9 protein-coding genes are annotated in these 13,677 nt (G+C 68.3%); 6 read left to right on the plus strand and 3 right to left on the minus strand.

Annotated features, from left to right (window positions below; genetic code table 11):
• Nucleotides 1–27: 27 nt before the first annotated feature.
• Nucleotides 28–1,059, plus strand: coding sequence for an alanine racemase (locus tag ADK54_RS07275; protein ID WP_053724704.1), 1,032 nt, complete (start codon nt 28–30; stop codon nt 1,057–1,059).
• A 92-nt stretch (nt 1,060–1,151) separates the two neighbouring features.
• On the opposite strand, the gene ADK54_RS07280 is transcribed toward ADK54_RS07275, so the two are convergent.
• Together ADK54_RS07280 and ADK54_RS07285 are read right to left on the minus strand one after the other, a co-directional pair.
• Nucleotides 1,152–2,660, minus strand: a complete 1,509-nt coding sequence (locus ADK54_RS07280; RefSeq protein ID WP_053724705.1) for a glycosyltransferase family 87 protein — start codon at nt 2,658–2,660, stop codon at nt 1,152–1,154.
• Nucleotides 2,661–2,793: 133 nt separating this feature from the next.
• Nucleotides 2,794–5,469, minus strand: a complete 2,676-nt coding sequence (locus ADK54_RS07285) for a transglycosylase domain-containing protein (RefSeq protein WP_078966178.1) — start codon at nt 5,467–5,469, stop codon at nt 2,794–2,796.
• A 375-nt stretch (nt 5,470–5,844) separates the two neighbouring features.
• Here ADK54_RS07285 and ADK54_RS07290 point away from each other — a divergent pair, with 375 nt between their 5' ends.
• The 4 genes from ADK54_RS07290 to ADK54_RS07305 all read left to right on the plus strand — a co-directional run bounded on the left by ADK54_RS07290 (nt 5,845) and on the right by ADK54_RS07305 (nt 9,592).
• Nucleotides 5,845–6,528 (plus strand): PadR family transcriptional regulator, encoded by a 684-nt coding sequence (locus ADK54_RS07290; protein ID WP_053724706.1) that lies wholly within the window; start codon nt 5,845–5,847, stop codon nt 6,526–6,528.
• A gap of 50 nt (nt 6,529–6,578) precedes the next feature.
• Nucleotides 6,579–7,661 (plus strand): inositol-3-phosphate synthase, encoded by a 1,083-nt coding sequence (locus tag ADK54_RS07295; protein ID WP_053724707.1) that lies wholly within the window; start codon nt 6,579–6,581, stop codon nt 7,659–7,661.
• Nucleotides 7,662–7,744: 83 nt separating this feature from the next.
• Nucleotides 7,745–9,013: an MFS transporter gene (locus tag ADK54_RS07300; protein WP_053724708.1), complete on the plus strand. Its 1,269-nt coding sequence runs from the start codon at nt 7,745–7,747 to the stop codon at nt 9,011–9,013.
• A gap of 105 nt (nt 9,014–9,118) precedes the next feature.
• Nucleotides 9,119–9,592, plus strand: a complete 474-nt coding sequence (locus tag ADK54_RS07305) for an LppU/SCO3897 family protein (protein WP_053724709.1) — start codon at nt 9,119–9,121, stop codon at nt 9,590–9,592.
• 84 nt (nt 9,593–9,676) lie between these two features.
• Here the strand turns inward: ADK54_RS07305 and ADK54_RS07310 are convergent, their stop codons facing one another.
• The gene (locus ADK54_RS07310; protein ID WP_053724710.1) at nt 9,677–11,119 is read right to left on the minus strand and encodes a CCA tRNA nucleotidyltransferase; all 1,443 of its coding nucleotides are present in this window, start codon (nt 11,117–11,119) and stop codon (nt 9,677–9,679) included.
• A gap of 193 nt (nt 11,120–11,312) precedes the next feature.
• Between ADK54_RS07310 and ADK54_RS07315 the strand changes: the two genes are divergently transcribed.
• Nucleotides 11,313–13,634, plus strand: coding sequence for a DUF6049 family protein (locus ADK54_RS07315; protein WP_078966179.1), 2,322 nt, complete (start codon nt 11,313–11,315; stop codon nt 13,632–13,634).
• Nucleotides 13,635–13,677 lie beyond the last annotated feature (43 nt).

Below are 13,677 nucleotides of genomic sequence, written 5' to 3' on the forward strand. Positions count from 1 at the left end.
GCAGCCATCAGAAAGGTCCGGACGGCCATGGCGCTCACCCTCTATGTCGACTCCGCTCGCTGGCGGGCGCACCAGAAGTCCGTGATCGACCAGTTCCCGGGCATCGTCCCGGTCTGCAAGGGCAACGGCTACGGCTTCGGCCACGAGCGGCTCTCGGACGAGGTGTCCCGCTTCGGCTCGGACATCCTCGCGGTCGGCACCACGTATGAAGCCGCCAGCATCAAGGACTGGTTCAGCGGCGACCTGCTCGTCCTGACGCCGTTCCGGCGCGGCGAGGAGCCGGTGCCGCTGCCCGACCGCGTCATCCGCTCGGTCTCCTCGGTGGACGGCGTGCACGCCCTGGTGGGCGCCCGCGTGGTCATCGAGTGCATGAGCTCGATGAAGCGTCACGGCGTGAAGGAGGAGGAGCTCGGCATGCTCCGCTCCGCCATCGAGGACGTACGGCTCGAAGGCTTTGCGCTGCACCTTCCGCTGGACCGCACCGACGGCTCGGACGCCGTCGAGGAGGTCATCGCGTGGATGGACCGGCTGCGCGCGGCCCGGCTGCCGCTGCACACCATGTTCGTCAGCCATCTGCGCGCCGAGGAGCAGGCCCGGCTGCAGCAGCAGTTCCCGCAGACCCGTTTCCGGGCCCGCATCGGTACGCGGCTGTGGCTCGGCGACCACGAGGCGACCGAGTACCGCGGCTCCGTCCTCGACGTCACCCGGGTCGCCAAGGGTGACCGGTTCGGATATCGCCAGCAGAAGGTCGCCTCGGACGGCTGGCTGGTCGTGGTCGCCGGCGGCACCTCGCACGGAGTGGGCCTGGAGGCCCCGAAGGCCCTGCACGGCGTGATGCCGCGGGCCAAGGGCGTCGCCCGCGCGGGGCTCGCCACCGTCAACCGCAACCTGTCGCCGTTCGTCTGGGCGGGCAAGCAGCGCTGGTTCGCGGAGCCGCCGCACATGCAGGTGTCGATCCTGTTCGTGCCGTCGGACTCCCAGGAGCCGCACGTGGGCGACGAGTTGGTGGCCCACCTGCGCCACACCACCACGCAGTTCGACCGCCTGGTCGAGCGCTAGACAGAACCGCCCTCGGGGCGCTCAGAACATCGGGCCCCTGGCCGACGACAGCCGCCGTCGGCCAGGGGCCCGAGCTTTTTCTACGCGCTTCTCTAGGACGCCGGGGTCCTCGTGCCCCACTCGACCCGCGGCCCCTCTTCGAGCGTCGCCGCATGCCGCGGGGGATGTGCCGCCTGGCCCAGCACGAACACGTCCTCGGCCCGGTCCAGAACCCCGCCCGACGGGTCGTCCGAGCCGTCCCGCCGTACGACGTCCCGGTCCGGCAACAGGATGTCGCGCACCACGACGGCGCACAGGTAAAGGGTGGTCAACAGGTGTGCGGCGATGGCCAGTTGATAGCCCTCGGGCGGCAGGCCCTGGTGCTTCTCGCCGCTCATCGTGTAGGCGAGGTACAGCCAGATCCCCAGGAAGTAGACGACCTCGCCGGCCTGCCAGATCAGGAAGTCCCGCCAGCGCGGCCTGGCGAGCGCGGCCAGCGGGACGAGCCACAGGACGTACTGCGGCGAGTAGACCTTGTTGGTGATGATGAACGCGGCGACGACCAGGAAGGCGAGCTGCGCGAAGCGCGGGCGGCGCGGTGCGGTGAGCGTGAGCACCGTGATTCCCGCGCAGGCGAGGACCATGAGGAGCGCGGCAAGGGTGTTCACCATGTCGGTGTCCAGGCCCTTGCCCGTACGCTGCGAAATGATCAGCCAGAACGAGCCGAAGTCGACGGACCGCTCCTGGCTGAAGGTGTAGAACTTCTTCCACCCCTCGGGCGCGAGCATCATCACCGGCAGGTTCACGACCAGCCAGGCACCGGCGGCGCCCAGCACCGCGGCCCCGAACTCCCGCCATTTCCCGGCCCGCCAGCACAGCACGAGCAGTGGTCCGAGGATCAGTACCGGGTAGAGCTTCGCGGCCGTCGCCAGGCCGATCAGGATGCCGAAGGCGAGCGTCCGGCCACGCGACCACATGAACATGGCGGCGGCGGTGAGCGCGACGGCGAACAGGTCCCAGTTGATCGTGGCCGTGAGCGCGAAGGCGGGGGCCAGCGCGACGAGGAGGGCGTCCCAGGGCCGGCGGCGGTGCGTGCGCGCGACACAGACGGCGATGACGGCCGTGCAGGCCATCAGCATCCCCGCGTTGACCATCCAGTACATCTGCTCGCGGTGCTGCATGTCGCCGCTGCCCGGCGTCAGCCAGGAGGCGACCTCCATGAACAGGCCGGTCAGCACCGGGTACTCGAGATAGTTCATGTCGCCGTTGAGGCGGTCGAAGTACGGCACCAGGTTGTCGGCGAAGCCGCGGAGCGAGTACAGGTGCGGGATGTCCGAGTAGCAGGCGTGCGTGTACTGCGAATTGGCGCCGCGGAACCAGGCCCAGTCGTAGCACGGCAGCTTCTGGGCCATTCCCAGGGCGAACATCCCGATCGCGACGAGCACCACGATTCTGATCGGGGTGAGCCAGTGGTAGCCGGGCCTGGCCCAGCGGCCGAGCGGGCCGCCGATCAGCTCGCTGCCGGCCGCGGCGACCTCGTCCTGTTCCGTGGGGCGCACGACGGGTTCCGCGGAGTCTCCGCGCCGGTCCTCGTACACACGGGGGCTCGTCTCGCTCGTCATGCCGACATCCTGCCGTACAGCGCTGTGGATACGGGGAGCGGCCGTGTTTCACGTGAAACGGAGACGCTGTTTCACGTGAAACGAGGGGTGGTGTTTCACGTGAAACACCACCCCTCGTCTTCAGTCGGCGCGTCTAGCCGTTGGGTCCTGCGATCCAGCCGCCAGGGCCATTACCGGGTTTCGATCTGCTGGGCGTCGGGCTGGGACTGATCCCGCCGTCTGCTCCACCAGTCGTCGGGCCCTGATTGGTGCCGCCCGTGTCGTTACAAGTCCAGTCCCACTTGCTGCAGGAACTGCTTGGACTGGGGGATGGAGACATCGACGGCGTGCTGGAGGGCTTACCGGACGGGGACTGCGAGGGCGCGGGGTTCGAGGATGGGGGCGCGCTGGGGGCGGGCGACATGCCGCCGCCGTAGACCTTGTCGCCGATCTTCTCGGGAGCCGGGAAGGACTCGGCAGGGGAGTCGCCAAGCGCCTGCTGCATGTAGTCGTGCCAGATGGTCGACGGGAACGACGCACCATGGATCTTCTCCTGGCCGCCCGTCCCGAACATCTTCAAGAACTCGCGCTTCTTGCTGGTCTCGTTGTCGTCGAGGCGGTACATGCCGACGGCGGTCGAGTACTGCGGGGTGTAACCGACGAACCACGCCGACCGGTTGCCGTCGGTGGTACCGGTCTTGCCCGCCACCTGACGCCCGCTGAGCTTCGCGTTCGTTCCGGTGCCCTTGTCGACCACGCCCTTCAGCACGTCCGTGACGTTGTTGGCCACAGCGGCGGGGAAGGCGCTCTTGGCCTGGTCCTCGTGCTTGTAGATCGTATTGCCGTTCTTCTTCACCAACGTCACGGAGAACGGGTCGCGCTGCGTGCCGCTGGCGGCGAAGGTGGCGTACGCACCGGCCATCCGGATCGCGCTCGGCGACGACGTACCGATGGAGAACGACGGCACGCTGGAGGAGGCCATGCTGGTCTTGCTGTCGCGCAGGCCCGCCGCCATGGCGGCCTGCTTCACCTTGTCGGTGCCGACGTCCATGCCGAGCTGGACGTAGGGCGTGTTCACCGACTCCTGCATCGCGTAGCGGAGGTCAATGGCGTAGCTCGGCGGGTTGTACGACTCGTTGCCGTCGTTGGTCTGCAGCCACTCGCCGCCGTTCTGGTCCTTCCAGACGGTCCCGTCATAGTTCTTGATCTTCAGCTTGTTCTTGCCGCTGTAGATGCTGTCCGGCGAGACGGGAGTGCGATCCGCGTCGCTCTGCGAGGCGGGCTTGTTCGGGTCGCGCTTTCCGTACTCCATGCCGGCCGCGAGGACGAACGGCTTGAAGGTCGAGCCGACCTGGGCACCGGTCTCGTCGGCATTGTTGGTGAAGTGCTTGGTCGCGTCGTCACCGCCGTAGATGGCCACGATGGCCCCGGTCTTCACATCCACCGAAGCGGCGCCGAACTGGACGAAAGTGTCCACATCGGGGCGCTTCTTCGGGTCAATGTTCTTGTCCCGGACCTTCTTGACCACGCCCTCCATCTCCTGGACCTTCTTCTTGTCGAAGGTCGTGTAGATCTGGTAGCCGCCCTTGGCCATGTCGATGTCCGGGTTGTTGTTCTTCGCGGACGCCTGGGCGAGGGACACCAGGTAGCCGATCTGCCCGCCCAGATTGGCGTTCTTCTTCGGCTTGTCGGGCATCGGGAACATCTTGTACTTCGCGCGCTCGGCCGCGTCCATGTGCTTGTCCTTGACCTCTTGGTCGAGGATCCAGCCCCAGCGCTCCGTAGCGTTCTTGGTGTTCTGCTCGGCGGTGGCCGCCGGGTCGATCTCCGGGGCGCCGGCCGGGTCGAAGTAGGTCGCGCCCTTGAGGAGCGAGGCGAGGAAGGCGCACTGGCTCGGGTCGAGGTCCTTGGCGTCCTTGCTGTAATACGTGCGGGCCGCGGCCTGGAGGCCGTAGGCGCCCCGGCCGTAGTACGCGGTGTTCAGGTACCCCGCCATGATTTCGCTCTTCTTCCTGGTCGCGCCGACCTTGATGGAGATGAAGAGCTCTTTGAACTTGCGGGTGATCGTCTGCGACTGGTCGTCGAGGCGGGCGTTCTTCACGTACTGCTGCGTGATGGTCGAGCCACCCTGGGTCTGACCGCCCTTGGCCATGTTCAGCAGGGCGCGGGCGATGCCCTGGGGGTCGACGCCGCTGTCGGTCTCGAACGTCTTGTTCTCGGCCGAGATGACGGCGTACCGCATCGCCGCCGGGATCTGCTCGTACGGGATGATCTGGCGGTTGACCTCGCCGCCGGTGGCGACCATCTGCGAGCCGTCGGCCCAGTAGTAGACGTTGTTCTGGGCCTGCGCCGCCTGGGCCACGTCCGGGACGGCCACCATGTAGTACGCCGCACCGATGAAGGCGACGAGCAGGCCGAAACAGCCCAGGCAGCAGGCGCTGACGAGCTTCCAGGACGGCACCCAGCGCCGCCAGCCCTGCTTCCCGAAGCGGGGGTAGTCGATAAACCGCTTCTTGGGCGGCCGGCCGCCTGCCGCGCCGCCCCGGCCCGCCCGGCGCCCCGGCCCGCCCGGAGGCCCCGCGCCGTCGGGGCCGCGCCTGCGGCCGCCTCCGCGCTGGGCCCGGCGGGCCTCGGCCCGGCCACCGTAGCCGGACTCCGCGTGCGGGGCCGACGGCGATCCGTACGAACCGGACGGCGAGTGGGCCGAGGCGTCCGGGGATCCGGCCGCAGGCCGGGCCGCTCTGCGACCGGAGGGCTGCTGCGCGGCGCGCCGGGCCGCGGCACGCCCACCGCCCTGGGGCTGCGGCGGTTTGCGACGGTGCTCGCTCATCGAACGACTACTCCTCGGGCAGGCGAGAGCGCCTGGAAACGGCAGCTGATTTCCTGTCCCCCCGGCGTGCGCGGCTACCCCGTGAAGGGCACGGCCACGCCGCAGCCCGTGTGCCGATGGCGCTGGACACGCCGACGCCCCCTGACGTCACTCGGCACACAGTGATCTGCATGGCGCACAGACTACGCACGCTCAAAACCGCCCTAGGGCCGAAGTTCACCCCAAATCAGGCATGTTGCTGGCTATGAATTGAGGATGTGACGCCGTTCACCATGACCCCTCTTGTCGCAGCTGCGACTCCGTTCTATCGTGCTGATGTATCGAGTCGATACATCAGCACGGCATAAAGGTCCCCGAAGGCCGAGGAGGCGAAGGATGAGCAGGCGCTCCGGCATCCTCGAATTCGCCGTACTCGGGCTGCTCCGCGAGGCTCCGATGCACGGTTACGAGCTGCGCAAGCGGCTCAACACCTCGCTGGGAATCTTCCGGGCCTTCAGTTACGGGACCCTCTATCCCTGCCTCAAGACACTGGTCGCCAACGGCTGGTTGATCGAGGAGCCGGGCAGCGCTCCCGAGGACGCGGTCGCCGCTTCACTCGCAGGGCGCCGCGCCAAGATCGTCTACCGGTTGACGGCGGAAGGTAAGGAGCACTTCGAGGAGTTGCTCTCCCACACCGGCCCCGATACCTGGGAGGACGAGCACTTCGCCGCCCGTTTCGCCTTCTTCGGCCAGACGGAGCGGGAGGTGCGGATGCGCGTGCTGGAAGGTCGTCGCAGCCGCCTGGAGGAGCGCCTCGAAAAGATGCGCGCCTCCCTGGCCCGCACGCGCGAGCGTCTGGACGACTACACGCTCGAACTGCAGCGCCACGGCATGGAGTCCGTGGAGCGCGAAGTGCGCTGGCTGAACGAGCTCATCGAGAGCGAGCGGGCGGGACGGGATCAGCGATCCGGCCCCGCCACCGGCTCGGCTCAGCAGGACCACACATCAGGAGAGACGGGCGGCCTGCCCCGGCACCGGGACAGCACCCGGCCGGATCCGTCCGAGGACACCGCCAACTGAAGGCCCTGCGCACGCAGGACTTCGAAGAGATCACACAGGGAGCAACCGGAATGGGTTCGGTTCGCGTAGCCATCGTCGGCGTGGGCAACTGCGCCGCCTCGCTGGTGCAGGGCGTCGAGTACTACAAGGACGCCGACCCGGCCACCAAGGTCCCGGGTCTGATGCACGTCCAGTTCGGCGACTACCACGTCGGTGACGTGGAGTTCGTCGCCGCGTTCGACGTCGACGCCAAGAAGGTCGGCCTCGACCTCTCGGACGCCATCGGTGCCAGCGAGAACAACACCATCAAGATCTGCGACGTCCCGAACAAGGGCGTCACGGTCCAGCGCGGCCACACCCTGGACGGTCTCGGCAAGTACTACCGCATGACCATCGAGGAGTCCCCCGAGGCTCCCGTCGACGTCGTCCAGGTCCTCAAGGACAAGCAGGTCGACGTTCTGGTCTGCTACCTGCCGGTCGGTTCCGAGGACGCCGCGAAGTTCTACGCGCAGTGCGCCATCGACGCCAAGGTCGCGTTCGTCAACGCTCTCCCGGTCTTCATCGCCGGCACCAAGGAGTGGGCGGACAAGTTCACCGAGGCGGGCGTCCCGATCGTCGGCGACGACATCAAGTCGCAGGTCGGCGCCACCATCACGCACCGCGTGATGGCCAAGCTGTTCGAGGACCGCGGTGTCCGTCTTGAGCGCACCATGCAGCTCAACGTCGGCGGCAACATGGACTTCAAGAACATGCTGGAGCGCGACCGCCTCGAGTCCAAGAAGATCTCGAAGACGCAGGCCGTCACCTCGCAGATCCCCGACCGCGACATGGGCGAGAAGAACGTCCACATCGGTCCGTCGGACTACGTGGCCTGGCTGGACGACCGCAAGTGGGCGTACGTGCGCCTCGAGGGCCGTGCCTTCGGTGACGTTCCGCTGAACCTGGAGTACAAGCTCGAGGTCTGGGACTCCCCGAACTCGGCGGGTGTCATCATCGACGCCCTGCGCGCCGCGAAGATCGCCAAGGACCGCGGCATCGGCGGCCCGATCCTGTCGGCGTCGAGCTACTTCATGAAGTCCCCGCCGGTGCAGTACTTCGACGACGAGGCCTTCGCCAACGTCGAGAAGTTCATCAAGGGCGAGGTCGAGCGCTAGAGCTCGCACCCCTGAGGACCGCCGAAGGGTCCCCGTGCGCCATGTGCGCCCGGGGACCCTTCGGGTATGTGACGCTTGCTCACATGCCCGTCGTACGTGATCTCCGCGTGCTCCTGCGCCTGAAGCATTTCCGGCATCTGCTGGCCGTACGGCTGCTGTCCCAGGCCGCGGACGGCGTCTACCAGGTCGCGCTGGCCACGTACGTCGTCTTCTCCCCCGAAAAACAGGCCTCCCCCGGGGCGATCGCCTCTGCCATGGCCGTCCTGCTCCTCCCGTACTCGCTCGTCGGCCCCTTCGCGGGAGTCCTGCTCGACCGCTGGCGCCGGCGCCAGGTCTTTCTGTACGGCAATCTCCTGCGGGCCGCCCTCGCCGGCTGCACCGCGCTGCTCGTCCTCGGGTCCGCGCCGGACTGGCTGTTCTACGCCTCCGCGCTCGCCGTGACGGCCGTCAACCGCTTCGTCCTGGCAGGGCTCTCGGCCTCGTTGCCGCGGGTGGTCGATGCCGAGCGGCTGGTCATGGCCAACTCGCTCTCCCCGACCGCCGGAACGCTGGCCGCCACCGCCGGCGGGGGACTGGCCTTCGCGTTACGTCTCGTGATCGACGCGGATGCCGCGATCGTCATTCTGGGCGCCGTCCTCTATCTCTGCGCGTCCCTGGCCTCCCTGCGCCTGCCACCCGGCCTGCTCGGGCCGGACCCCACAGCCGTCCAGCCCGGCCTGGCCGCGGTGATCCGCTCCACGGCACGCGGACTGGTCGACGGCGTACGGCACTTGAACCAGCGCAGGCCGGCCGCCCGGGTCCTCACCGCCATGACGCTCATGCGGTTCTGCTACGGGGCGCTGACCGTGATGCTCCTGATGCTCTGCCGGTACGCCTGGGCCGACGGGCCCGGAAAACACGCCGGGACCGGGGGTCTCGCTCTGCTCGGGCTCGCCGTTGGCGTCTCGGGAGCGGGCTTCTTCGCGGCGGCCGTGATGACCCCATGGGCCGTTGCGCGGCTCGGTCAGTACCGGTGGATCGTGGTGTGCGCGGCCACCGCCGCGGTCCTCGAACCCGCCCTCGGCCTGCCCTTCGCCCCCGCGCCGATGCTGGTCGGCGCGTTCGTCCTAGGCCTCGTCACCCAGGGGGCGAAGATCACCACGGACACGGTGATCCAGTCCACGGTGGACGACTCGTTCCGGGGCCGGATCTTCTCCCTCTACGACGTCCTCTTCAACATGGCGTTCGTCGGCGCCGCCGCGGTCGCCGCCCTGATGCTCCCTCCGGACGGCCGCTCGCCCTCCCTCGTCATCACGGTGTCCCTCATCTATGCGGCGGTAGCAGCGTTTATGACCCGGTTTCCGCGCGCGTGAGTGTCACATCGGGGCCACAGAGTGGACCGCGGTATCGGCGTTGATCTGGGAGCCCGCTAACTTACGGGCGTCATACATCGCCATCTTCATAGGGGGACCCTTTCCGTGACCACGCCGCCCCAGGGCCAGAACCCGTACGCCCAGAACCCCAACGCACCGTACGGGCAGCCGCAGGGGGGTGTCCCTCAGCAGCCGTCGCCCTACTTCAACCAGGGTGCGCCCATACCGAACGCCCCTGTGGGCACCCCGCCCCGCAAGACCAGCAAGGCGGTACTCCGTATCGTCGCCGTCATCGTGATCGCGATCCTCGTCGCGGTCGGCAAGTGGTGGTTCAGCCAAACCGACGCCGAGACCACCGCGGTCGGCAGCTGCATGCACAACAGTGGGACGGAGCTGAAGCCGGATCTGTCCACCGTCGACTGCTCGGCCGGCAACGCCCAGTACAAGGTCGTGGGCAAGTTCGACAACACCAGTGACGACAGCAAGTGCGCGGCCATCTCCGAGGCCCAGGTGTCCTACATCCAGTCGGGCAGCAGCGACCACAACGTGGTGCTCTGCCTCGCGCCCGTGAAGAAGTGACCTGCACGCGGGGGCGGTGTTTCACGTGAAACACCGCCCCCGCGTCATGCCGTCACCCGGTCATGTTTCACGTGAAACACGACCTCAGCCCTGCGCCGCCCACCATTCCTTCAGCGCCGCGACCGCCGCATCGTGCTCCATCGGCCCGTTCTCCAGGCGCAGTTCCAGCAGATGCTTGTACGCCTGACCGATCGCCGGGCCCGGGCCGATGCCCAGGATCTCCTGGATCTGGTTGCCGTCCAGGTCGGGCCGGATCGAGTCCAGCTCCTCCTGCTGCTGAAGCTCCTCGATCCGCTCCTCCAGGCCGTCGTAGGCCCGTGACAGGACGCTCGCCTTACGCTTGTTGCGCGTGGTGCAGTCCGAGCGGGTCAGCTTGTGCAGCTGCTCAAGGAGCGGGCCGGCATCGCGGACGTAGCGGCGCACCGCGGAGTCGGTCCATTCCCCGGTGCCGTAGCCGTGGAAGCGCAAATGCAGTTCCACGAGCTTCGAGACGTCCTTGACCATGTCGTTCGAGTACTTCAGCGCGGACATCCGCTTCTTGGTCATCTTCGCGCCGACCACCTCGTGGTGGTGGAAGGAGACCCGCCCGTCGGACTCGAAGCGCCGCGTCCTCGGCTTGCCGATGTCGTGCAGCAGCGCCGCGAGCCGCAGCACCAGGTCCGGCCCGTCCTGCTCCAGGTCGATCGCCTGGTCCAGAACCGTCAGCGAGTGCTCGTAGACATCCTTGTGCCGGTGGTGTTCGTCACTCTCCAGCCGCAGCGCCGGCAGTTCCGGCAGTACGTGATCGGCGAGCCCGGTGTCGACAAGGAGTCGCAGCCCCTTCTTCGGGTGGGCGGAGATCAGCAGCTTGTTGAGCTCGTCCCGCACGCGTTCCGCGGACACGATCTCGATACGACCCGACATTTCCGTCATGGCCGTGACGACCTCGGGGGCCACCTCGAAGTCCAGCTGGGCGGCGAAGCGCGCGGCGCGCATCATCCGCAACGGGTCGTCGGAGAAGGACTCCTCAGGAGTCCCGGGCGTGCGGAGCACCCGCGCGGCCAGGTCTTCGAGGCCCCCGTGCGGGTCGACGAACTCCTTCTGAGGCAGCGCCACCGCCATCGCGTTGACGGTGAAGTCCCGGCGGACGAGGTCTTCCTCGATGGAGTCGCCGTAGGACACCTCGGGCTTGCGCGAGGTCCGGTCGTACGCCTCGGAGCGGTACGTCGTGACCTCGATCTGGTAGCCGTCCTTCTGACAGCCGACGGTGCCGAAGGCGATCCCGACCTCCCAGACCGCGTCCGCCCACGGCCGCACGATCTTCAGTACGTCCTCGGGACGCGCATCGGTCGTGAAGTCCAGGTCGTTGCCGAGCCGCCCGAGCAGAGCGTCCCGGACCGAGCCGCCCACGAGGGCAAGCGAGAACCCCGCCTCCTCGAATCGGATGGCGAGGTCGTCCGCGACTGGGGACACCCGCAGCAATTCGGTCACCGCGCGGCGCTGCACCTGGCTCAGTGCACTGGGATTGTCTTCGTTGGCGTTCGGCACAACAGAAAAGGGTACGTGGCCCGGCCGACCGGGGCGTCACCGTTTATGACCGGCCCCGGTACGCACGCGCCCTCGTCGGTACGGCAATCTTCCGATCATGTGGAGCAGTCCGCGGCACTTCGCCACAGTCCGCCTCGTTACCATGCGTGGACGCAGCAACCGACAGCGACGACAGCGAGGGACGGGCGAGCGCGTGGCCGAGGCGGCAGATTCCCAGGGGATGACTCCCTCTCCTGCCCGCCGGTGGCTGCGCCGCACAGCGGCGCTGCTCGTCGGCGCCCCTTTGTTCGCGGGCCTGCTGTCCGCCACGGCCGCCCCTGCGGCGCACGCGGCCGAGGACGTGGTGGGCGGCCAGAGCGTCCAGGTGTCCCTCGACTCGGTGGCCCCCAAGGCCCCCGTCAAGAGCGACACGCTGACGATCTCCGGCACGGTGACCAACAAGGGCAAGCAGGCCGTCACCAGCGCCCATGTGGGGCTCCGGGTGGGGGCGAAGCTGCCCGGACGCAGTGGGATCGACGAGACGGCCGCCCGCACCGCCTACGCGCCGGGCACCGACGGCGCGGAGGTCGCCGACGGCCCCACGGCCAAGTTCGCCAGACTGGAGGCGGGGGTCAGCCAGGACTTCACCCTCTCCGTGCCGGTCTCCAAGCTGGGCCTGGGCGAGGACGGGGTGTATCCGCTCGGCGTCTCGCTGTCCGGCCAGACCCCGACCCAGCAGTACGACCAGGTGCTCGGCATCCAGCGCACGTTCCTGCCGTGGCAGCCGGATGCCGTCGAGGGCAAGAAGAGCCAGCTCACCTTCCTGTGGCCGCTGATCTCCTCCTCCCACCTCACCGCCCAGACCGGCTCGGACGCCCAGCAGACGCCGGTGTTCGCCGACGACTCTCTGGCCAGGGACATCGGCCCCGGCGGCAGGCTGGAGCAGATGGTCTCGCTCGGCAAGCAATTGCCCGTGACCTGGGTGATCGACCCCGACCTGCTGGCCACCGTCGACGCGATGACCCGCAACTACAAGATCAAGGCCGGCGACAACCTGGTCACCGGCACCAGCCAGGACGTGGCCAAGGCGTGGCTGAGTTCGCTGGAGGCCGCGGTGCAGGGCGAGAAGGTCGTCGCGCTGCCGTTCGCCGACCCCGACCTGGCCTCGCTCGCCCACCACGGCAGGGACGTCCCCGGCTCGCTGGGCCATCTGCAGAGCGCCACCGAGGTCGCGCAGAAGACCATCGACACGATCCTGCACGTGACCCCGTCGGTCGACTACTCATGGCCCGTGGACGGCGCCGTCGACCCGTCGATCGTCGACGTGGCCACCTCGGCCGGCGCGCACAACGTGATCGCACGCAGCGACAGCCTGCGGGACGGCGCCCTCGCGTACGCGCCCACGGCTACCAGGCCGATCGGCGGCGGCGCCAACGCGATCGTCGCCGACGCCCGGCTCTCCACCGCCTTCCAGGGCGATATGTCCATGGCCGACACCTCGACCCTGGCCGTGCAGAAGTTCCTCGCGCAGACCCTCTCGATCACGCTCCAGGACACCGAGAAGCAGCGCAGCATCGTCGTCGCCCCGCAGCGGATGCCGACCGTCAGCCAGGCGCAGACGATGGCCGCCGCCCTGCACGCGCTGGATCCGCAGCGCTGGACCCAGCCCCTCGACCTGTCCGCGGCGGCCACGGCCAAGCCCGACCCGCTCGCCGCCACCAAGGTGCCCGGCGCGGGCGCGTACCCGGACGCGCTGCGCCAGCAGGAACTGCCGCTCGACGCCTTCCAGGACATGAAGAACACCCAGGGCACCCTGGACCGGTTCAAGGTCATCCTGACCGCGCCCGACCGAGTGGTTACGCCCTTCGGCAACGCGATCAACCGCGAGATGTCAACGTCCTGGCGCGGCGACTCGGGCGGCGGCCAGAACTACCGGGCCGGCGTTCAGCTCTACCTGGACGGTCTGGCCGACCAGGTCCACCTCATCCAGAAGTCGACCGCCACCATGTCGGGGCGCAGCGCCACCCTCGCCGTCACCGTGCAGAACAAGCTGGTACAGGGCGTCGACCACCTGGTGCTGAGACTCCAGCCGAAGAGCCCCACCCGCCTACAACTGGGCGATGACGGCAACGCGATCGGCGAACAGCCGGTCAAGGTGGACGGCGACCGCAGCCAGTCGGTGAAGTTCACCGCCATCGCCAACGCCAACGGCCCCGTTCCGGTGACCGCTCGGCTCTACACCGAGGACGGCACGCCGTACGGTGAGCCGATGGAGTTCACCGTCCAGGTCTCCGAGATCACTCCGACGGTGATGCTGGTCATCGCCGGCGGTGTCCTGCTCCTGGTGCTCGCCGGCATCAGGATGTACACCCACCGCAAGCGCTCCATGGCTCGCGAGGAGTCCGAGGACAACGACGACCCCGGTCAGTCGAACGGTTCGGCGGACGCCGATCCCGGGCAGCCGAGTGACCCGACACCGGACACCGGTCCGGAAAGCGGGGCCGCACCCGGCCCGGGTGAGAAAGTGGACCATTGAGCTATGTCGTGGCCGGTCGGCCGGGGACGATGAGGTGGGGTAA

Origin of the sequence: Streptomyces sp. WM6378 (genome assembly GCF_001279695.1) — a bacterium.
In the GTDB taxonomy this organism is placed as follows: Bacteria; Actinomycetota; Actinomycetes; order Streptomycetales; family Streptomycetaceae; genus Streptomyces.

Bases quoted from the DNA above. Each gene is read 5' to 3' on its own strand.
- ADK54_RS07275 (WP_053724704.1), top strand. From the start codon at position 28: ATGGCGCTCACCCTCTATGTCGACTCCGCTCGCTGGCGGGCGCACCAG.
- ADK54_RS07280 (WP_053724705.1), bottom strand. From the start codon at position 2,660: ATGACGAGCGAGACGAGCCCCCGTGTGTACGAGGACCGGCGCGGAGAC.
- ADK54_RS07285 (WP_078966178.1), bottom strand. From the start codon at position 5,469: ATGAGCGAGCACCGTCGCAAACCGCCGCAGCCCCAGGGCGGTGGGCGT.
- ADK54_RS07290 (WP_053724706.1), top strand. From the start codon at position 5,845: ATGAGCAGGCGCTCCGGCATCCTCGAATTCGCCGTACTCGGGCTGCTC.
- ADK54_RS07295 (WP_053724707.1), top strand. From the start codon at position 6,579: ATGGGTTCGGTTCGCGTAGCCATCGTCGGCGTGGGCAACTGCGCCGCC.
- ADK54_RS07300 (WP_053724708.1), top strand. From the start codon at position 7,745: ATGCCCGTCGTACGTGATCTCCGCGTGCTCCTGCGCCTGAAGCATTTC.